We start from the raw sequence: 19,042 nt of genomic DNA on the forward strand, positions 1-19,042 counted from the left end.
GCATCATTCCTCATCTTGCGCGCGGCGGCCGAATGCATCGGCGAGGCCGCTCCAGCGTCGCGCGATCTCCTGATGCTCGATGCCGAAGAGATCGAGAATGCGCCCGACCGTGTGATCGACCACATCGTCGATGCTCTTCGGATGCGCGTAGAACGCGGGCACCGGCGGCATCACGATCGCGCCCATTTCGGTGGCGAGCGTCATGTTGCGCAGATGCGCGAGATTGAGCGGCGTTTCGCGCGCGACGAGCACGAGGCGGCGGCGTTCCTTGAGCATCACGTCGGCGGCGCGCGTGAGCAGGTTGTCGGCGAAGCCGTTGGCGACGGCCGCGAGCGTCTTCATCGAACACGGTGCAATCACCATGCCGTCGCTGACATACGATCCGCTCGCGACCGACGCGCCGATATCGCGCACGTTGTGGACGACGTCGGCGAGCTGGTCGATGTCGCCGCGCGTCAGCCCGAGTTCCTGCGCCGCCGTCACCGCGCCCGATGCCGACACGATCAGATGCGTCTCGTGCGTGCCGAGCCGCCGCAACGCAGCGAGCAGGCGCACGCCGATCACCGCGCCGCTCGCGCCGGAAATGCCGACGACGAGGCGCTTCTTCTGCTCAGCCATGATTGCGCGCCAGGTAGGCGTCCAGTGCGCTGTTGTCGGCGGCGACGAGCGCGTCCAGATCGACTGCGTCCTGTCCGGGAATGCGCACGCGCGTAAAGACGTGCTCGGCATAGACGACGGGGCGCGTCGCATCGAGGCCCATCTTCGTGCTCATGCCTTGCAGATGCGCGGGCGCATCGGCGGGCTGGCCGACAGTCGTCGACGGATCGAGCGGCGAACCCTGCGCGCCCGCGATCACGACGAGATCGCGGTCCGCCTGAAAACGCGTCGCGATGGCCCATTCGATTTCGGCGGGATCGTGCACGTTCACATCGGGATCGACTACGACCACTTGCTTGATGTCGTAATGCGCGCCGAACGCGCAGAGGATCACGTTCTTCGCTTCGCCTTCGCGCTTCTTGTCGAACTGCACCCACAGGTGATAACGGCACACGCCGCCCACCGAAAGATGCACGTCCTTCACGTTGGGATGGCTGCGTTGAAGGTGCGCGAGCAGCGTCGCTTCGCGCGGAATCGCACCGAGCAGCAGATGCTCCATCTCGGCGGGCACGATCGTATGAAAGACCGGATCGAGCCGATGCGTCACCGCCGTCACTTCGATGACTTCGCGCGCTTCCTTTGCACTGTAGTACTTCGGGAATTCGCCGAACGGTCCTTCCGGCTCGCGCACGTCCGGCAGAATGCGCCCTTCGATCACGATCTCCGCGAACGCCGGCACATGCACGCCGTTCGTCACGCACGCGACGACGGGCAGCGGCGCGCCATGCAGCGCACCCGCGATCTCCAGCTCGTCGTGATCGATCGGCGTGATCGCTTGCGAAGCGAGCATCGTGAGCGGATCGACGCCGATGGCTACCGCGACATCCAGCGCATCGCCGGCTTCTTCCGCCGCGCGCTGAAAGGCATAGAGGTGGCGCGGCAGCAGCAGGATCGCCATGCGGTCGCGGCCATGCACCTGAATGCGGTTGATCGAAACGTTCTGCACGCCGGTCCGCGGATTGCGTGCAATCACGAGACCCGCGGTGATGTACGGGCCGTTGTCGTGTTCGCTATGCGTCGGAATCGGCAACAGCGCGTGCAGGTCGATGCCGTTCGTATGCACGACTTGCTGGCACGGCGCGTTTTCGCGCTCGACGCGTTTCGATGGAAGCGGCGCAGCAACAGCAGCCGAGAAGCGGGCGAGCAGTTCGGTTTCGTCGACGCCCATCGCTTCCGCGATCCATGCACGCTTCGCCATGAAGCCGCTGACGACAGGCACCGCGTGACCGCCCGGCTGCGTGAAGAACGCCGCCTGCGTGCCGTCGAGGCGCTTGGCGATGGCAGCGAGTTCATGTTCGAGCGCAACGGGCTTGTCGATCGTCGCGACGCGGCCGGTCCGCGCAAGATGCGCGAGCCAGTCGCGCAGCGAAAGGGAGCCGGTATCGGTGCGATCCGGGGCCCACGAGAATGCGGGATTGCCGTTCGTTGCGGCATCGCGTGTGTTCATCAGCGTCTCCATCTGGGCGCGCCTGCCAAAGCCAGCGCATTGGATGAAGCGTAGCGAGATCACCCCATAACGGCTAATACTGTTTATTGATGCGCCGAATCATTCGTGCTTATATCGGTGCTAGCCCGGATGACACGGTTGTTACGGTCACGTATCAATGGAGCACGCGCGAATGGGCGCTTGAGCAGCAAGCCTGAACAAACGCCCGGCGCGGTCCATCGAAGCAGTCTGATAACGGTGCGGTCGCCTATTAGCATCGCTGATACCCCACGGAACATGGACCTCAAGCAAATCCAGTACTTCATCGCGCTGTTCGAGGACGGCTCGGTCACGCGCGCGGCCAAGCGTCTCAACATCGTGCAGCCCGCGCTCAGCATGCAGATCGCGAAGCTCGAGGACGAATTGCATCAGCAGCTTTTCGAGCGCGGCGCGCACGGCATGGCGCCGACCGCCGCGGGACGGCTGATGTACCGCCTGTTCTTGCCGATCATGCGGGACCTGGCCCACGCGCGGCAGCAACTCGTGCAGCGCGACGAAGTGGTCACGGGACATGTCGGCATAGGGTTGATCGCATCGGTGACGGAGAGCGTGCTCGCGGATTCGCTGTCGCGCTTTCACGCGCGTTACCCGGATGTCGAAGTCACCGTCGCCGATGGCTACAGCGCCACCTTCATCGACTGGGTCGCGGGCGGCCAGCTCGATGCCGCCATCATCAACAAGCCGCGCGCGCGTCTTTCGCTCGACTCGCGCCCGCTGCTCGACGAAGAGATGGTGCTCGCCACCAGTGCGACGCATGGACCGGATCTGCCGCACGCGATCGAACTCGCGCAACTGCCGGAACTGGAACTCGTGCTGCCGACCAAGCGCCACGGTCTGCGCGGCGTGCTCGACAGCGCCGCGCAGCACGAAGACATCCTGCTTGCGCCGCGCTTCGAGATCGACGTGCTGTCGACCATTCTCAAGCTCGTCGAAAATACGCGCTTCGCGACGATCCTGCCGCGCATCGTCGTCGAGCGGGCCGCGCGGCACGGCACGTTGCGCGCATGTCCGATTCTCGCGCCGCGAATCGTGCGACACATTCTCTGCGTGAGCCATCCGCGCCGCCCGTTGAGCGCGGCGGCCGAAGCGCTCATCGCGATCATCGGCGACGAGTTGCATCGGGCGTCGAACTTTTCGGGTGACGAACCCTCCCCCTTAATCAAGGAAAGCTCCGCATGAACGCACGACACTGGATCGCCGGCGAATGGACCGGCACGCCGACGCTCGACAGCATCGACCCCGCGACGGGGGAAGCCATCGGCCAATATGCCGACGGCGGCGCGCACGAAGCCGACGCAGCCATCGCCGCCGCGCGACATGTGTTCGATCGCACGACGTGGGCGCAGGACGCGCGTTTGCGTCAGGACGTGCTGCTGGCGTGGGCCGCGGCGCTGGACCACGAGCGCGAGTCGCTCGCGACGCTGCTCACGCGCGAGAACGGCAAGACGATCGCGCAGTCGCGTGGCGAGATCGCGGGCGCCATCTCGGAGGTGCGCTATTACGCGGGTCTTGCGCGCCATATCGCCGGGCATGTGCTGGAGCCTGAGCCCGGCACGATATCGACGATGCTGCGCGAAGCGGCCGGCGTCGTCGCGATCATCGTGCCGTGGAACGCGCCCGCCGTGTTGCTCGTGCGCTCGCTCGCGCCCGCGCTGGCGGCCGGTTGCACGGCGATCGTCAAGCCCGCCGCCCAGACTTCGCTCGTGACGGCCGCGATGATGCGCTGCTTCGAGCTCACCGCGTTGCCCAAGGGCGCCGTGAATCTCGTCAACGAGCGCGGATATGCGGCGAGCGAGCGGCTCGCGGATTCACACGGCGTCGATGTCCTCAGCTTTACGGGATCGACCGCGACGGGCAAGAAGATCATGGTCGCGGCGGCGGACAGCATCAAGAAGCTGTCGCTCGAACTCGGCGGCAAGTCGTGCTGCGTCGTGTTCGGCGATGCGGATATCGACGCCATCGCGCCGCGTCTCGCGCGGGCCGCGACGATCATCTCGGGTCAGCAATGCACCGCGGCGCGCCGCGTGCTGGTTCATGCGTCGCGGGCAGCGGACATGCGCGAGAAGCTCGCGTCGGCGCTCGCGTCGCTGAAGGTCGGGCCGGGCATCGATCCGGCGACGGATATCGGCGCGCTCATCGACGCCGCCACGCGCGATTCCGTCGAGCACACGATCGAACGTGCGTGCGCGACTGCCGATCGCGTGCTGCTGCGCGGTGCTCCATCGGGACATGCGTTTCTGTCGCCGACGCTCGTCGAGCATGCCGACCCCAAGGCGTTCTTCTGTCAGGACGAGATATTCGGTCCGTTCGTCACGCTGGAGGTGTTCGAGAACGAGCAGGAAGCGATTCTGAAAGCCAACGATACGGTTTTCGGCCTCTCCGCGAGCGTGTGGACGAACGATGGTCCGCGCGCGTTTCGCATGGCGCGGGCGCTGCGCAACGGGACGGTGTGGATCAACGATCACAACAAGCTATTCGCCGAGGCGGAAACCGGCGGCTATCGTCAAAGCGGGCTGGGACGGCTTCATGGCTATGATGCCCTTGCGGATTTCACCGAGCTCAAGCATATCTGCATGCCAGCCGGCGTCGCGGACGGGATCGCGCCGCTGCGGTGATGGCGGGTGGCGGGCCGGCTCCGTCGTGCCGAGCCAAGGCACCAAAAAGAAAGGCAAGAGTCATCCTGTGTAATCCCGATATAAGAAAGTTTTATCCGAGCCATCACGCGATGCTATTAGAACCGGTGGACCTTTCTGCCTAGAATTCAGGTCTCTCAGGTTCGTCGGAATCTCGCTTCTTTGACGGACTTTCAAGCGCCGCCCCCGTAATGGAGTCGGCGCTTTTTTGTTGGCGACTCGGACCCGACTCGCTGACCGAGCGAGGGGCACCGAGTTCCGCCGGCAGCGGATTCCAACGCTCTGCAAGTCGCGAGAAGATAGGAACAAAGACTGCACAGTGGACAGGATAACAACCAGCCCAATCGAGTCACGACCATGATCGTACGCATCGCCCAATATCCACCGAAACAGCGCCTGGTCTTCGGTATTGCAGCTACCGCCGTTATCGTGACAGCTCAGCAGGCGCTGACGATGGTTGCCCACGGACGGCTGACATTCCTCTTCTTCAGCGCGACGCTTCCGTTGATCACGGTGCTGTTCGGCGCGTGGTCGGGATCGCTGCTTCTCGTGAGCGGCATGGCCTTCGGCGCGCTCTGGATGCCGCCCGTCGGCAGTCTGGCCGTTCTGCAACACGACGACCGCATCGTGCTGGTGGCATACGCGTTGGTCGGGGCATTTCTGGTGGCGGCCGGGCAGCAACTCGCCAAGGTGGCGCGGCGTGCAGGAAGCGCCGAAGCCGCTACGCAGGAGGCCACGGATCGCCTTCTGCAGGTCGAGCGCCAGGCGCGACACCGGTTCGACGTGGCCCTGGACAGCGCAGGCGTGCCGTTCGTCATCCTGACCCCGGTCGTTCGCGAGGGCCGCATCGCCGAGTTTCGATGGGACTATCTGAACAAGGCGGCCGCCCAGCTTTTCAATCAGAACGCCGCAGTCGTGATCGGCAGTTCCACGGCATATGTGCGTCCGGCCGGGTGGGAGGCGAACATGCTGCTCGAGCGGCTCACACCGCTCGCCCAGCGCCCGGGAAGAGAGGCCTTCGACATACGCGTATCGGGTGAAAACGGCGAGCAGTGGTTTCACGTCGTCGCGGCGTCTCTGGACGGTTCGGTCGTGGCGTGGTTCGGAGACGTGACGCCACGCGTGCGGGCCGAACAGGCCCTTTCGGAGGCTGACCGCCGCAAGGACGAGTTTCTCGCGACGCTCGCACATGAATTGCGTAATCCGCTCGCGCCGATCCGACACGTCGCGGAGATACTCGAACAGCCGAACTTGACGGAAGAGCGCAGGATCTGGTGCATCAGCGTGCTGCGCCGGCAGTCGGCCGCGATGGCGCTTCTGCTCGACGACTTGCTGGACGTGTCGCGCATCACGCGCGGCGCGCTCAAGCTGCGCAAAGAGGCCGTGGCGATGCGCGAAGTCGTCGACGAAGCGGTCGAAATCGCGAGACCGATCCTCGCAGGCAAGGGGCACGAGCTCGTCATCAAGCCGCCCGTCAGACCATTGCATATCGAGGCGGACCGGCTCCGGCTCGCGCAAGTACTGGCCAACCTGCTGATGAACGCGGCGAAGTACACGCCACCGGGCGGGCGCATCGAACTCGCGGCGACGGCTGACGACGCCGAGATCGTCCTGTCGGTCACGGACAACGGTATCGGCATCGAGCCGGACAAACTGTCGGCGATCTTCGCGATGTTTTCCCAGGTCAATCGCGATCAGCATCGGCAGGGCGGTCTTGGCATCGGCCTCGCGCTGTCCAAATCGCTCATCGAGCTGCATGGAGGCCGACTCACCGCGTCGAGTGGCGGAAAGGATCGGGGGAGCTGCTTTGCCATTCATCTGCCCGCGACGTCGCGCGTGTTGCCCATGCCGGCGCCAACACGCGCTGCGCTTGCCGTTCACGCGTCGGCCCCGAAGCGCCGAATCCTGGTCGTCGACGACAACGTCGATGCAGCGGACGCAATGACGGCGTTTCTGGAGATGCAGGGACACGATGTACGAACAGTCTATTCCGGCGAAGAGGCGATCGAACTCCTCGGCGAATACAACCCGAACGTGGTCTTGCTCGACCTTGGCTTGCCGGGCATGAGCGGGCTCGACGTCGCGCGCCGCATACGGGCAACGCCCTCGACGCACGACGTGACGCTCATTGCCGTCACCGGCTGGGGTCAGCAACAGGACCGGGCGCGCACAACAGACGCCGGATTCGATTTTCACTTCACGAAGCCGGTCGATATCGCGCAACTGACTCAAGCCGTCGACAGTGCGGTCGCCGCGCCATAGAAGAAGGCGGCCTGCGGCAGTGACATTCGCGGTGCTTCCGTCCATGATCGTGCGACCGTTTCAACGGTCGCGGCGGAACCTCCGCACCAGCGGATTCAGGCAAGCCGCCGTCTTCCCGACTAAGGCTTCAGCACGACCTTGATGCAGCCATCTTCCTTGTCGCGGAATGTCTTGTACATCTCGGGTCCTTGATCGAGCGGCACCGTGTGCGTGATGACGAACGACGGATCAATCTGCCCTTCCTGAATGCGTCGCAACAGGTCGTCCGTCCAGCGGTTCACATGTGTTTGGCCCATGCGCCATGTCAGCCCCTTGTTCATGGAAGCGCCGAACGGAATCTTGTCGATGAGACCGCCGTACACGCCTGGAACCGACAGCGTGCCCGCCGGACGGCAGACGTAGATCATCTCGCGCAATACGTGCGGCCGGTCCGTTTCCAACATCACGGCCTGCTTCGCCCGGTCGTACAGGGAATCGAATGAGCGCGTCGCATGCGACTCCATGCCGACCGCGTCGATGCACTTCTCGGGGCCCTTGCCTTGTGTGAGATCGGCCAAGCGCTCGAGGACGCTCTCTTCTTCGAAGTTGATGACCGTGGCCCCGCCCGCACGCGCCATGGCGAGACGCTCGGGCACCCGGTCGATTGCAATCACCTGCTTCGCGCCGAGCAGAACGGCGCTGCGAATCGTCATCTGGCCGACGGGCCCTGCGCCCCAGATCGCGACGGTGTCTGTCGGCTCGATGTCGCACTGAGCCGCCGCCTGCCAGCCGGTCGGAAAGATGTCGCCGAGGAAGAGCACCTGCTCGTCGGTGAGGCCGTCGGGAATCTTCACGTGCGTTCTGTCCGCATACGGTACGCGCACGTATTCGGCCTGACCGCCCGGATAGCCGCCTGTGAGATGCGTATAGCCGAACAAGCCCGCAGTCGTGTGGCCGAACACCTTGTTCGCGACGTCCTGGTTCCGATTGCTCCGCTCACAGACGGAAAAGTTGCCGCGCTTGCACTGTTCGCATTCGCCGCAGATGATCGTGAAGGGAACGACGACCCGATCGCCGATCTTCAGCGTGCTATTCGCGTTGCCGACTTCCACCACCTCGCCCATGAATTCGTGGCCCATGATGTCGCCGGATTCCATGCCGGGCATGAACCCATCGAACAGATGCAAGTCCGAGCCGCAGATGGCACATGTCGTTACCTTAATGATCGCATCGCGGGGATGTTCTATGACCGGGTCCGGAACCGACTCGCACCGGATGTCCTTCTTGCCTTCCCAGATGAGCGCTCTCATCGCTAGCCTCCATTGTGAGTGAGCGGTTGTATCGCGCGGCATCCTCTTCGCTTCACAGCAACGCGGCAACCGCCACGCAAACAGCATTCGACGTTCCGTTCAACGCATGCTGTCTTGCCCGCATCGTTGGTTGTCCATCGGGCCATCGACGCCGGCCGGGAATCGGGAGTCGCTGGTCCTGCATCGGTGTCCATGTCAATGAGTGTCCTTATGCGCTTCCGTGCCCGATATGCGGGCGCGCCGAGCTTTTTTGTCATGGACAAGCGCTTCGATAAACGACCGGCGATGCGGGCTAAGTCCGCGAGCCAACTGACCGAATAGCGACCCTTCCGGTTCTCGAACCAGGCCGCTCTTGCAAGATCTGCAGCCCGGTGCAAGTTCTTCGCGACTACGCGATTACACGTCACCCCCACGCATCGATTAGATAGTCGTATCAATCGCACTGGATCTCGATGCTCATCCGCGAGTCGCCTCTGTCGACCCGAATCGGGCACGCGGATAGCTGCGCTTACATCGCGCACCGTCACCAAAAATCCGGAAGCGCATGGCACTCACTATTTAGGATGGCGATAGATTGTCCGGCTTCAACCAGCAATAGCAGACGCTGTCTGCAAAGTGCCGGTCTGCATGAGAGAGGGACGTACCGCAGGTGGGTCTGCGGGTTTGTCGACGCCGACAGCCGCCGAAGGTTTCGCGGCTCAGGCTCTTCGCAGTTGAACTCTCGGGAGAAACATATGAAAGCCGTTGTGTATCGCGGTCCTCGTGAAGTTACGGTCGAGAATGTTCCGGATCCCAAGATCGAGCGTCCGACCGACGCCATCGTCAGAATCACCAGTACCAACATCTGCGGTTCCGATCTGCATATGTACGAGGGCCGAACCGACTTCGAGCAAGGCCGCATCTTCGGTCATGAAAATCTGGGCGTCGTTCAGGAGGTCGGGCCTGCCGTGGAGCGGATCAAGCCCGGCGACTGGGTGTGCCTGCCATTCAATGTAAGTTGTGGCCACTGCATGAACTGCGAGCGCGGCCTCACGGCGTTTTGCCTGAGCGCGAATCAGCCGGGAATCGCCGGCGGCGCATTCGGCTTTGCGGACATGGGTCCGTGGCCGGGCGGACAGGCCGAATATCTCCGGGTGCCTTGGGCCGACTTCATGTCCTTGAAGCTGCCGCCTGACGCCCAGCAGAAGCAGACCGACTACGTGATGTGCGCCGACATCTTCCCGACCGGCTGGCACGCGACCGAACTCGCCGGCATGAGGCCCGGCGACGCCGTGGTGATCTACGGCTCCGGCCCCGTCGGTCTGATGGCCGCGCACTCGGCGATGATCAAGGGCGCCCGCAGCGTCATGGTGGTCGATTGCCATCCCGACCGGCTCAAGCTCGCGGAGTCCATCGGCGCGATCGCGATCGATTATTCGAAGGAAGATCCGGTGCAGCGGGTCATGGATCTCACCCAAGGCATGGGCGCGGACGTGGGATGCGAATGCGTTGGCTACCAGTGCCACGATCCGGCTCCGCAACGCCACGAGAACCCCAATCTCACGATGAACAACCTGGTGTCGTCGGTCAAGTTCACCGGCGGGATCGGCGTGGTGGGCGTGTTCATTCCCGAGGATCCGGGCGCGCAGGACGAACTGGCGAAGAAAGGTCAGATCGCGTTCGACTGGGGCAAGTGCTGGTTCAAGGGGCAGCACATCGCCACGGGCCAGTGCAACGTCAAGGCATACAACCGGCAGTTGCGCGATCTGATACACGCGGGCCGCGCGAAGCCATCGTTCATCGTGTCGCACGAGTTGAAACTCGACCAGGCGCCTGACGCCTATCAGCACTTCGACGTGCGCGACCACGGCTGGACCAAGGTGGTCTTGCATCCGGGAGGTTAGCGAAGCGACGCAGCGATCGTGGTTGCATGAGCGCTCGGGCTCATCGCTCAATCATTGCCACGCGTGCAATGGGCTCGAGCGTCGCCAACATGTCTCGTCGATCCCGCTGCACGGTACGAACCGCGTAGCGGGCACCACGGCGATCAGTAACCTTTGGAGCATTTGTTATGGCAAGCAACATTCTTGCTATCCGGCCGCGCGAATCACTGAGGCGCGGCGGCCATTCTTCGGGCGTGTCGGCCGGAGAAGCCATGCAAGGCATTGGCTGGATCCCCGTCGCGCTCAGCGCGGCCTTGATCGTGTCCGGACTCGCCGGACGAAAGAAAGGCGCCGTGGCTCTCGCGCTCACTGCCTGCGCGGGCATGGCAGCGGCGAGTGCCGGGTACGGTGTCCCGCTCCATCGCGGACGGACAGACAACAAGGGGCGAAGTGGGACCGCCGGCGCGACGCCGGAGGTGGAGCGCGCAATCACCATCGGCAAGACTGCGGACGAGCTTCGTCGGCTCTGGCTTGCGCCCGGGACGCTCCCGCAACTCGTGGCAGGCTTCGCGACGTTGCACCCGGCGGGCGACGGCCGCATGCGCTGGGAAATAAGGACGCCGCTCGGTCGCGCCTACCAATGGGAATCCGAGATCGTCGACGGCCCCGGCGGAGGCGTCGGCTGGCGCTCGCTGCCTGGCGCCGCCATTCCGAACGAGGGATCCGTTCGCTTCGACCCCGCCCCGAACGACCGCGGCACCGTGGCGACGCTGCACGTCCGGTTCGACCCGCCCGGCGGCGCGCTCGGTGAAGGCCTGCTGCAACTTCTGGGGACCACGCCGCTGAACCTGGTCGCGGACAACGCGCTGCGGCGCTTCAAGAGCCTCGTCGAGACCGGCGAGATTCCCACCACTGAGCGGCAGCCCGCTGCTCGCGCAACCACGCGTTAAGGAGAGTGAGCATGCGAGCACTGTACTGGAACGGGGTAAACGACCTGCGCGTCGGGACTGTGAAAGACCCGGAGATCATCAATCCCCGCGACGCGATCCTGCGCGTCAGTCTGTCGACGACTTGCGGCTCGGATCTTCACTTCATCGACGGCTACATCCCGACGATGAAGTCGGGCGATGTCATCGGCCACGAGTTCATGGGCGTGATCGAGGAGATCGGCCCCGAGGTGAAGCGCCTCGCAAAGGGCGACCGCGTCGTGGTTCCTTCATTCATCGTTTGCGGGCAATGCTGGTATTGCCAGCACTCCCTCTACTCGTTGTGCGACAACACGCATCCCAAGCCCGAGCTACAGGCACCCCTTCTGGGCGGACATACGACCGCAGGCATCTACGGCTACACGCACGCGTTCGGCGGCTATGCGGGCGCGCACGCGCAATACGTGCGCGTACCGTTTGCCGACAACGACTGCTTCAAAGTCCCTGACGGCGTCGCGGACGATACGGCGCTGTTCCTCTCCGATGCGGCGCCGACCGGCTACATGGGCGCCGACTTCTGCAACATCCAGCCGGGCGACACGGTCGCGGTCTGGGGCTGCGGCGGCGTGGGGCTGATGGCGCAGCAAAGCGCGCGTCTGATGGGCGCGGAGCGCGTCATCGCGATCGACCGCTTTCCCGAGCGCTTGCAGATGGCGCGCGAGCACGCCGGCTCCGAGACGATCGACTATACGGCGGTCGACAGCGTCCTCGAAACGCTCATGGAAATGACCGGCGGGCGCGGCCCCGACGCGTGCATCGACGCGGTAGGAATGGAAGCGCACGGCACCGGGCCGCAATACGCGTATGACCGCGTCAAACAGGCGCTGCGTCTGGAGACGGACCGCGGCCAGGCGCTGCGCGAGGCCGTGATGGCCTGCCGCAAAGGCGGCACGCTGTCGGTGCTCGGCGTCTACGGGCTGATCGACAAGTTCCCGATGGGCGCCATCATGAACAAGGGCATGACGGTGCGCAGCGCGCAGCAGCACGGGCAAGCCTATATGGATCGGCTGCTCTCGCACGCGCAGAAAGGCGAGCTGAACCCTGCTTACCTCGCCACTCACCGCTTCTCGCTGGAGGACGGGCCACGCGGCTACGACATGTTCAAGCACAAGACCGACGGCTGCGTCCGCGCCGTGTTCGCGCCTTGAATTCGCCGCGCATCCCGAGTGCCGCCATGCAAAGGAAACGACCATGATCCGAATCGCAGCCGCGTCCGCCATCGTGGCGATGACGCTTCTCGCCAATGCATCCATCGCACAGCAGCACGCGGGGCCTACATCCGATACGCCACAACTGCAACAGGTCGCAAAATTCGAGCACCAGGTTACGGGCGTGACCGTTTCGAAGGATGGGCGCATCTTCGTCAATTTTCCGCGCTGGACAGAAGATGCGCCGGTCTCGGTTGCAGAAGTGACGCGCGACGGCCAGATCAAACCCTACCCGGACGACGAGTGGAATGCATGGCGCAACGAGAAGAAGAACCAGATGTCCGCCGGAGATCATTTCGTGTGCGTCCAGAGCGTCGTGACCGATGCACACGGCAATCTTTGGGTCGTCGATCCGGCCGCGCCAGCCACGGCATCGCTCGTGCCGGGCGGACCCAAGCTCGTCAAGATCGACCTCAAGGCGAACCAGGTCGCGCAGGTGATCCGCTTCGACGAGAGCGTCGCGCCCCAGGGAAGCTATCTGAACGATGTGCGGTTTTCGCCGGATGGTCACTATGCCTATCTGACCGATGCCGGGGCCAAGGGAGCGCTCGTGGTCGTGGATCTGCAGACCGGCAAGGCCAGGCGCGTGCTCGGCGGCCATCCGAGCACGCAGCCGGAAAAGGACGTGGTCGTCAGGATCGACGGGCAGCCGCTACGCCGACCCGACGGACGCGGAGTCGAATTCGCCGCCGACAGCCTCGCGCTTTCGCGCGATGGGCGCACGCTCTACTGGAAAGCACTGACCGGTCGCACGCTCTATCGCATCGCGACAAACGCATTGCAGAACCCGCGTCTGTCGGAGAAGGACCTCGAAACGCGCGTGGAGCGTGTCGCCGAGACGGAGCCGACCGACGGTCTTTGGATCGATGAGCGCGGGCGGCTTTATCTGAGCGCGATCGAGCAGGACGCAGTCAGAGTCCGTGACGGGGATCGCATCACGACCCTCGTGCAGGACAAGCGGCTGCGCTGGCCCGATACGTTCTCCGAGGGCCCCGACGGGACCCTCTACGTTACGAGTTCCCACATCCAGGACATGAGCTGGTTCAAGCCCGAGACAGGCCCCCGCCTCGAGACGCAGTTGTGGCGCATCGAGGGGATCGGAGCGAAGCAGTGACGCGCAGGACGGGCCGCCCTTCTGGAAATACAAATCGCGATCGCGATAGCCGAGGATATTGACCGGGTTACGCTAGTGTTTTGATCACATCACGGTGAGCCGAACATGAACGTATCCGAACGCCTTGCACAAGCGGGGATCGAACTGCCGGCGCCCATCGCGCCGCTCGGCTCCTATCGAACGGTGTCGATTGCGGGCAGTCAGGTCTATGTTTCCGGTCTCGGGCCTTTCGAAAACGGCAAGCCAATCGTCGGAATGGTCGGCGGCGACATGTCTGTCGAAACGGCGCGCCACGCGGCGCATCTGACGATGCTGATGATCCTGGCTTGCGTCGATCAAGCCTGCGGTCTGGACAACATCGAGCGATGCAGCCGGCTGACGGTCTACGTGCGCGCCGAACAGTCGTTCACGCAACATCCGCAAGTGGCCAACGGCGCCAGCGACCTCTTGCTGACATTGTTCGGACAAGAAAGGCTTCCCGCTCGAAGCGCGCTCGGCGTGCATACGTTGCCGATGGGCATCCCGGTCGAGATCGACAGCATCTTCGAATTGAAGCGATAAATCGCGTGGCAGCTTCGCTGGCGAACGCGCCATTTATCCACAAAGCGATTTTTGCCGTCCGGCAATTCTGGCGACGCGCAGCCCTTTGATAAGCTTCCCGTCCATGCACGCTACCCCGCTCACCGTTATGGCCGACGCAAGCCTTGCCAACGCGCAAGACGCCGCGCTGTCGCGCGCGGATCATGTTTATTACACGCTGCGCGAGGAAATCTTCGACATGCGGATCCTGCCCGGCGACCGGCTGACGGAAGGCGCCATTGCGGAACGCTTCGGCGTATCGCGTACGCCTGCACGCGAAGCGCTGCAACGCCTGCAAAGCGATGGCCTGATGCAAGGCTATGTGCGCGGCGGCTGGGAAGTGGTGCCCATCGACAACAAGCGTTTCGACGACCTCTACGAGATGCGCCAGATGATCGAGGTCTTCGCCGTGCGCAAGCTCTGCAATGGCGAAACGCCGCAAGCCGATCTTCACTTGCTGCTCGATGCGCTCGATCGCATCTGGCGCGTTGGCCGTGCGCGCCGGATCGTCGATGGACGAAAGCTCGTCGAACTGGACGAATCGCTGCATCATGCGCTGGTAGCGGCCGCGGGCAACGATGAACTCACCGCGACGATGCAGCGCGTCACCGACCGTATCCGCGTGGTGCGCCGGCTCGATCTCGTGAAGGGCGATGGCATCGCGGAGACGTATGAAGAGCATGCCGCCATTCTCGATGCCATTCGTCGCGGCGACAGCGCATCGAGCGTCGAACTGGTGTCTCGTCATATCAGCGGCAGCCAGGCAAGCGTGAGCGGCCTCACGATGCAGCGCCTGCTCGGCGCCCGCACCGAAGCGGGGCGTTCGAGCGTCGCGCACGCACCGGCGCGACCGCGGCGCACCATCTGACGGCATCGCCGCACTTCCTTCAAACATGCGGCAAACCACGCTGCAAGGCATAGCCAGCAAGGCTCCATAGGGTTTTCACGGACGCCTGGCACGGAACTCGCATTGACGATTTCGTTGTATACAAGGAAACGTCGATGTCTCTGGAAGTCTCTGCTGCACTCAATCCCACACGCGGCTCGCGCGGCATGGCCGTGGCGCCGCATGCGCTTGCATCGCAAAGTGCGCTCGCCGTCCTTCGAGAAGGCGGCAACGCCGTCGAAGCGATGATCGCCGCCGCCGCCACCGTCGCGGTGGTTTATCCGCACATGAACAGCATCGGCGGAGACGGCTTCTGGCTGATCTCGCGTCCGGGTCACGCGCCGATCGGCATCGAGGCGTGCGGTGCGGCAGCGATGCGCGCCGACATCGGCACGTATCGCGCGCTGGGCCTCGACGCCATTCCTGCACGCGGCCCGCTCGCGGCCAACACCGTCGCGGGCACCGTCTCCGGTTGGGACTTCGCGCAGCGCTTCTCGAAGAACACGCTCGGCGGACGCCTACCCGTTGCGCGTCTGCTGGAAGACGCGATTCATTATGCGAAGGCGGGCATTCCCGTCACGCGCAGTCAGTCCGACTGCATGGCGGGCAAGTGCGGCGAACTCGGAAACGTGCCGGGCTTCGCGCAAACCTTCATGCCCGATGCCCGCGTGCCGCGCACCGGCGAGCGCTTCGTCAACGCGCGTCTCGCCGCAACGCTGCAACAGCTCGCCGATGCCGGTCTCGACGACTTCTATCGCGGAGATCTGGCGCGCAGCATCGCGCACGACCTGTCGTCGCTGGAAACGCTCATCACCCTCGCCGATCTCGAACGGCACACGGCTCGCGAACGTACGCCGCTCGCGCTCACGCATACGCTGGGCACCGTCTACAACATGCCGCCGCCGACGCAAGGTCTCGTGTCGCTGCTGATTCTCGGCGTGCTGGACCGCGTGCTGACCGACGACATGAACCCGCTCGGCCCCGAGTTCGTCCATGCATGCGTCGAAGCGACGAAGCTCGCCTTCAAGGTGCGCGACGAACACGTGACCGATCCGGACCACATGCGCATCGATGCCGTCACGCAACTCGATCCCGCCGCGCTCGATGCGATGGCCCGGCAAGTGTCGATGTCGCGCGCCGCGCCCTGGGGCCGTGGCCGCGGTCCCGGCGATACGGTCTGGATGGGCGTCATCGATGGCGATGGCGTTGCCGTCAGCTTCATCCAGAGCATTTATCACGAGTTCGGCAGCGGCATCGTTCTCCCGCAGTCGGGCATCAACTGGCAGAACCGGGGTTGCAGCTTTTCGCTCGATCCGTCGTCGCTCAATCCGCTGATGCCGGGCCGCCGTCCGTTCCACACGCTCAATCCCGCGCTCGCCCGTTTCGCCGATGGCCGCACGATGGTCTACGGCAACATGGGCGGCGACGGCCAGCCGCAATCGCAGAGTGCGGTGTTCTCGCGCATCGCGCGATTCGGCTGGAATCCGCAGGCCGCGATCGATGCGCCGCGCTGGCTGCTTGGCCGCACGTGGGGCCAGTCGACCGACTCGCTCAAGCTGGAAGCGCGCTTTCCCGACGAGACCATCGACGCATTGCGCGCGCTCGGTCACGACGTCGAAGTGCTCGCCGCCTACGACGAAGCGATGGGGCACGCCGGCGCAATCGTTCGGTATCCCGATGGATTATTCGAAGCCGGTCACGATCCACGCAGCGACGGCTCAGCCGCCGGCTGGTAACGCTCAACACGCTCTTGCTTCGAAGTGATCCGGTTCCGCGCTCGTCGAACCGGAGGGCACGACTCATCCTTTTTTATCCGCACATCAACCGGGGAACGCCTATGAACACACGCATCCAGACACTGCACGACGATGCGGCCGCGCCCGCGATCGCCGCTCACAACCGCTGGCTGCAACTCGGTCTCGGCCTGCTTTGCATGATGTCGATTTCGAGCCCGCAATACGTGTGGACGCTGCTGACCAAACCGCTGTCGGCGAAGCTCGGCGTGCCGCTGCCCGAGTTGCAGGTCACGTTCTCGCTGCTCATCATCCTGCAGACGTTCTTCTCGCCGTTTCAGGGCAAGCTGATCGACCGCTTCGGTCCGCGCCTGCTGATTTCGCTCGGCACCGTCATGTCGGGCCTGAGTTGGGTGCTCTCGTCGATGGCCGCGAGCACATCGATGCTGTATCTCACCTACGGTCTCGTGGGCGGGCTCGGCACGGGCATCGTGTATGTCGGCGTGGTCGGGCTGATGGTGCGCTGGTTCCCCGACCGGCGCGGCTTCGCGGCGGGCGCGGTGGCCGCGGGCTACGGCATGGGCGCAATCGTGACGACGTTCCCGATCTCGGCATCGCTGGCGGCGCGCGGTCTCGATGCGACGCTGTCGATCTACGGCATCGCGTTCGCGGTCGTGGGCTTCGTCGCATCGCAAGGCTTGCGCGTGCCGCGTGACGAAGCGCCGGCGAAGGCATCGGCGGTGGCGGTATCGAACGTGCCGAATCTGCGTCCTTCGCAAATGATGAAGTCGCCGCTCTTCTGGCTCATGTTCGCCATGATGACGATGATGTCCACCTCGGGCCTCATGGTCACATCGCAGATGGCGACCTTCGCGGCGGACTTCGGCATCACGCAGGTCGTCGTGTTCGGCATGGCCGCGCTGCCGCTCGCGCTGACCATCGACCGCTTCACCAACGGACTCACGCGCCCGCTGTTCGGCTGGGTCTCCGACAAATTCGGCCGTGAAAACACGATGTTCTTCGCCTTCGCGCTCGAAGGCGTGGCGATGGCGCTGTGGCTCCTGACGCGCGACAACGCCGTCTTGTTCGTGCTGCTCTCGGGCGTCGTCTTCTTCGGTTGGGGCGAAATCTTCTCGCTCTTCCCGTCCACCTTGACGGATACCTTCGGCACGCGCCACGCCACCGAAAACTATGGCTGGCTGTATATCTCGCAGGGCATCGGTTCGATCTTCGGCGGACCGCTCGCGGCGCTCTTGCATCAGCACGCGGGAAGCTGGGTGCCGGTGTTCAGCGTCGGGATCACGCTCGACATCGTGACGGCCGTGCTCGCGATGTTCGTGCTGAAGCCGATGCGGGCGAAGTTTCTCCAAAGAGCCGGCGCTTGAATGCTCGAATCGTGCGCGGCGCTAAAGCCGGAACTGCTGCCGCAGCGCCGTTGCGAGCAGATCGATGGCCTCGGTTGCGCGTCCGGTGTCACCGCGCATCAACACCACCTCGTGATCGGCTACATGCGCAAGACCGTCGATCACGCGCATGTCCGCGGTGACTCTTGCCCGGTCGAGCAGCGTCACCGCGAGCCCTGATTCGACGCACGCCTTGATGACTTGCGTCGATGCGCTGTCGAGCACGACTCGCCACTTGCGCCCCGCGGCTTCCAGTGCGTCTGTCATCGCCAAACGATAGGGACACGGCTCGGCGTACAGCGCCAATGGAACCGGACGTGACTCGTCGAGCGCGAACGTCGGACTGCCGACCCAGACGGGCGTCGTCAGCGTCAATACGTTCGCCGATCTGCTTCGGTGCGCGGGCTGAACGAAGATCGCCAAGTCGAGCTTGCCGCGCGCGATCTGATCCCGCAGCTTGAAGCTCGGCGCGGTCTTCACTTCGAGCACCACGTCGGGCCAGCTCGTCGCGAAGTCCGGCAGGATGTCATGAATCACATGAGCAGCGTATTCGTCGGGGATGCCGAGCACGACGCGGCCCGCCAGCCGTTTGCCCTTGATCTCGTCGATTATCCGGTCGTGAGCCGCCAGCAACTCGCCCGTGCTCGCCAGCAACCGTTTGCCCAACACGGTCAGCGTGACCGACTGATTGTCCCGCTCCAGCAATCTGCCGCCCGCAGCGGCTTCCAGACGCTGAATGTGAAGGCTCACCGCCGCCGGACTTCGGTTGACGTGCTCGGCCGCCGCCCGGAAGCGCCCCAGCCGCGCTATCGCGTGAAAGGTCCGCAGCAGTTCGATGTCTAGCACTGTGCTCATCGTGTGATCCCGGGTGGTTTAGCGTTGTTGAACGACCGGATCAGTATATTTTGATTTTCGAATCCACGGCGGCGCGCTAGTGTGGGTGC

At 64.2% G+C, this 19,042-nt stretch carries 15 protein-coding genes; 11 read left to right on the plus strand and 4 right to left on the minus strand.

The annotated features are described in order from the left end of the window. Positions 1–3: 3 nt before the first annotated feature. Both NCS03_RS21290 and NCS03_RS21295 read right to left on the minus strand, forming a co-directional pair. On the minus strand, positions 4–618 hold the full coding sequence (locus NCS03_RS21290; RefSeq protein ID WP_008348102.1) for a UbiX family flavin prenyltransferase: 615 nt from the start codon (positions 616–618) through the stop codon (positions 4–6). Then, positions 611–2,104 (minus strand): UbiD family decarboxylase, encoded by a 1,494-nt coding sequence (locus NCS03_RS21295; protein ID WP_250529730.1) that lies wholly within the window; start codon positions 2,102–2,104, stop codon positions 611–613. The genes NCS03_RS21290 and NCS03_RS21295 overlap by 8 nt, the downstream gene beginning before the upstream one ends. Before the next feature lie 276 nt (positions 2,105–2,380). Here NCS03_RS21295 and NCS03_RS21300 point away from each other — a divergent pair, with 276 nt between their 5' ends. From NCS03_RS21300 to NCS03_RS21310, 3 genes are all read left to right on the plus strand, one after another. Further along, positions 2,381–3,322 carry a LysR family transcriptional regulator gene (locus NCS03_RS21300; RefSeq protein WP_008348104.1) on the plus strand — a complete coding sequence of 314 codons (942 nt, stop codon included), beginning with the start codon at positions 2,381–2,383 and terminating at the stop codon, positions 3,320–3,322. Next, on the plus strand, positions 3,319–4,758 hold the full coding sequence (locus tag NCS03_RS21305; RefSeq protein ID WP_175980896.1) for an aldehyde dehydrogenase family protein: 1,440 nt from the start codon (positions 3,319–3,321) through the stop codon (positions 4,756–4,758). The genes NCS03_RS21300 and NCS03_RS21305 overlap by 4 nt, the downstream gene beginning before the upstream one ends. Before the next feature lie 375 nt (positions 4,759–5,133). Further along, positions 5,134–7,038, plus strand: coding sequence for a hybrid sensor histidine kinase/response regulator (locus NCS03_RS21310; RefSeq protein WP_250529731.1), 1,905 nt, complete (start codon positions 5,134–5,136; stop codon positions 7,036–7,038). A gap of 119 nt (positions 7,039–7,157) precedes the next feature. Here the strand turns inward: NCS03_RS21310 and NCS03_RS21315 are convergent, their stop codons facing one another. Further along, positions 7,158–8,327, minus strand: a complete 1,170-nt coding sequence (locus NCS03_RS21315) for a zinc-dependent alcohol dehydrogenase (RefSeq protein ID WP_175980901.1) — start codon at positions 8,325–8,327, stop codon at positions 7,158–7,160. Between the two features lie 734 nt (positions 8,328–9,061). On the opposite strand from NCS03_RS21315, the gene NCS03_RS21320 reads away from it, so the two are divergent. From NCS03_RS21320 to oxlT, 8 genes are all read left to right on the plus strand, one after another. Then, on the plus strand, positions 9,062–10,210 hold the full coding sequence (locus NCS03_RS21320) for a glutathione-independent formaldehyde dehydrogenase (RefSeq protein ID WP_239294579.1): 1,149 nt from the start codon (positions 9,062–9,064) through the stop codon (positions 10,208–10,210). Between the two features lie 167 nt (positions 10,211–10,377). Continuing rightward, positions 10,378–11,139 (plus strand): SRPBCC family protein, encoded by a 762-nt coding sequence (locus tag NCS03_RS21325; protein ID WP_250529732.1) that lies wholly within the window; start codon positions 10,378–10,380, stop codon positions 11,137–11,139. A gap of 11 nt (positions 11,140–11,150) precedes the next feature. Continuing rightward, positions 11,151–12,323, plus strand: a complete 1,173-nt coding sequence (locus NCS03_RS21330) for a zinc-dependent alcohol dehydrogenase (RefSeq protein ID WP_034470938.1) — start codon at positions 11,151–11,153, stop codon at positions 12,321–12,323. Positions 12,324–12,402: 79 nt separating this feature from the next. Then, positions 12,403–13,497, plus strand: coding sequence for an SMP-30/gluconolactonase/LRE family protein (locus tag NCS03_RS21335; protein WP_250529733.1), 1,095 nt, complete (start codon positions 12,403–12,405; stop codon positions 13,495–13,497). 105 nt (positions 13,498–13,602) lie between these two features. Continuing rightward, entirely contained in the window at positions 13,603–14,058 is a 456-nt protein-coding gene (locus NCS03_RS21340; RefSeq protein WP_250457413.1) for a RidA family protein, read from the plus strand. Positions 14,059–14,185: 127 nt separating this feature from the next. Next, positions 14,186–14,944: a GntR family transcriptional regulator gene (locus NCS03_RS21345; protein ID WP_250529734.1), complete on the plus strand. Its 759-nt coding sequence runs from the start codon at positions 14,186–14,188 to the stop codon at positions 14,942–14,944. A 134-nt stretch (positions 14,945–15,078) separates the two neighbouring features. Then, positions 15,079–16,698, plus strand: coding sequence for a gamma-glutamyltransferase family protein (locus NCS03_RS21350; protein ID WP_250436545.1), 1,620 nt, complete (start codon positions 15,079–15,081; stop codon positions 16,696–16,698). 101 nt (positions 16,699–16,799) lie between these two features. Next, positions 16,800–18,080 carry an oxalate/formate MFS antiporter gene (gene oxlT, locus NCS03_RS21355; RefSeq protein ID WP_250529735.1) on the plus strand — a complete coding sequence of 427 codons (1,281 nt, stop codon included), beginning with the start codon at positions 16,800–16,802 and terminating at the stop codon, positions 18,078–18,080. 21 nt (positions 18,081–18,101) lie between these two features. On the opposite strand, the gene NCS03_RS21360 is transcribed toward oxlT, so the two are convergent. Continuing rightward, complete coding sequence (locus NCS03_RS21360; protein WP_008348117.1) at positions 18,102–18,953, minus strand: LysR family transcriptional regulator; 852 nt, start codon at positions 18,951–18,953, stop codon at positions 18,102–18,104. Between the last annotated feature and the right edge of the window lie 89 nt (positions 18,954–19,042).

The organism is Caballeronia sp. ATUFL_F1_KS4A (assembly GCF_023630905.1).
In the GTDB taxonomy this organism is placed as follows: domain Bacteria; phylum Pseudomonadota; class Gammaproteobacteria; order Burkholderiales; family Burkholderiaceae; genus Caballeronia; species Caballeronia zhejiangensis.

Coding starts and splice junctions, on each gene's coding strand:
- NCS03_RS21290 (WP_008348102.1), bottom strand. CDS start 618: ATGGCTGAGCAGAAGAAGCGCCTCGTCGTCGGCATTTCCGGCGCGAGC.
- NCS03_RS21300 (WP_008348104.1), top strand. CDS start 2,381: ATGGACCTCAAGCAAATCCAGTACTTCATCGCGCTGTTCGAGGACGGC.
- NCS03_RS21360 (WP_008348117.1), bottom strand. CDS start 18,953: ATGAGCACAGTGCTAGACATCGAACTGCTGCGGACCTTTCACGCGATA.
- oxlT (WP_250529735.1), top strand. CDS start 16,800: ATGAACACACGCATCCAGACACTGCACGACGATGCGGCCGCGCCCGCG.
- NCS03_RS21350 (WP_250436545.1), top strand. CDS start 15,079: ATGTCTCTGGAAGTCTCTGCTGCACTCAATCCCACACGCGGCTCGCGC.
- NCS03_RS21345 (WP_250529734.1), top strand. CDS start 14,186: ATGGCCGACGCAAGCCTTGCCAACGCGCAAGACGCCGCGCTGTCGCGC.
- NCS03_RS21340 (WP_250457413.1), top strand. CDS start 13,603: ATGAACGTATCCGAACGCCTTGCACAAGCGGGGATCGAACTGCCGGCG.
- NCS03_RS21305 (WP_175980896.1), top strand. CDS start 3,319: ATGAACGCACGACACTGGATCGCCGGCGAATGGACCGGCACGCCGACG.
- NCS03_RS21295 (WP_250529730.1), bottom strand. CDS start 2,104: ATGAACACACGCGATGCCGCAACGAACGGCAATCCCGCATTCTCGTGG.
- NCS03_RS21315 (WP_175980901.1), bottom strand. CDS start 8,327: ATGAGAGCGCTCATCTGGGAAGGCAAGAAGGACATCCGGTGCGAGTCG.
- NCS03_RS21325 (WP_250529732.1), top strand. CDS start 10,378: ATGGCAAGCAACATTCTTGCTATCCGGCCGCGCGAATCACTGAGGCGC.
- NCS03_RS21320 (WP_239294579.1), top strand. CDS start 9,062: ATGAAAGCCGTTGTGTATCGCGGTCCTCGTGAAGTTACGGTCGAGAAT.
- NCS03_RS21335 (WP_250529733.1), top strand. CDS start 12,403: ATGACGCTTCTCGCCAATGCATCCATCGCACAGCAGCACGCGGGGCCT.
- NCS03_RS21310 (WP_250529731.1), top strand. CDS start 5,134: ATGATCGTACGCATCGCCCAATATCCACCGAAACAGCGCCTGGTCTTC.
- NCS03_RS21330 (WP_034470938.1), top strand. CDS start 11,151: ATGCGAGCACTGTACTGGAACGGGGTAAACGACCTGCGCGTCGGGACT.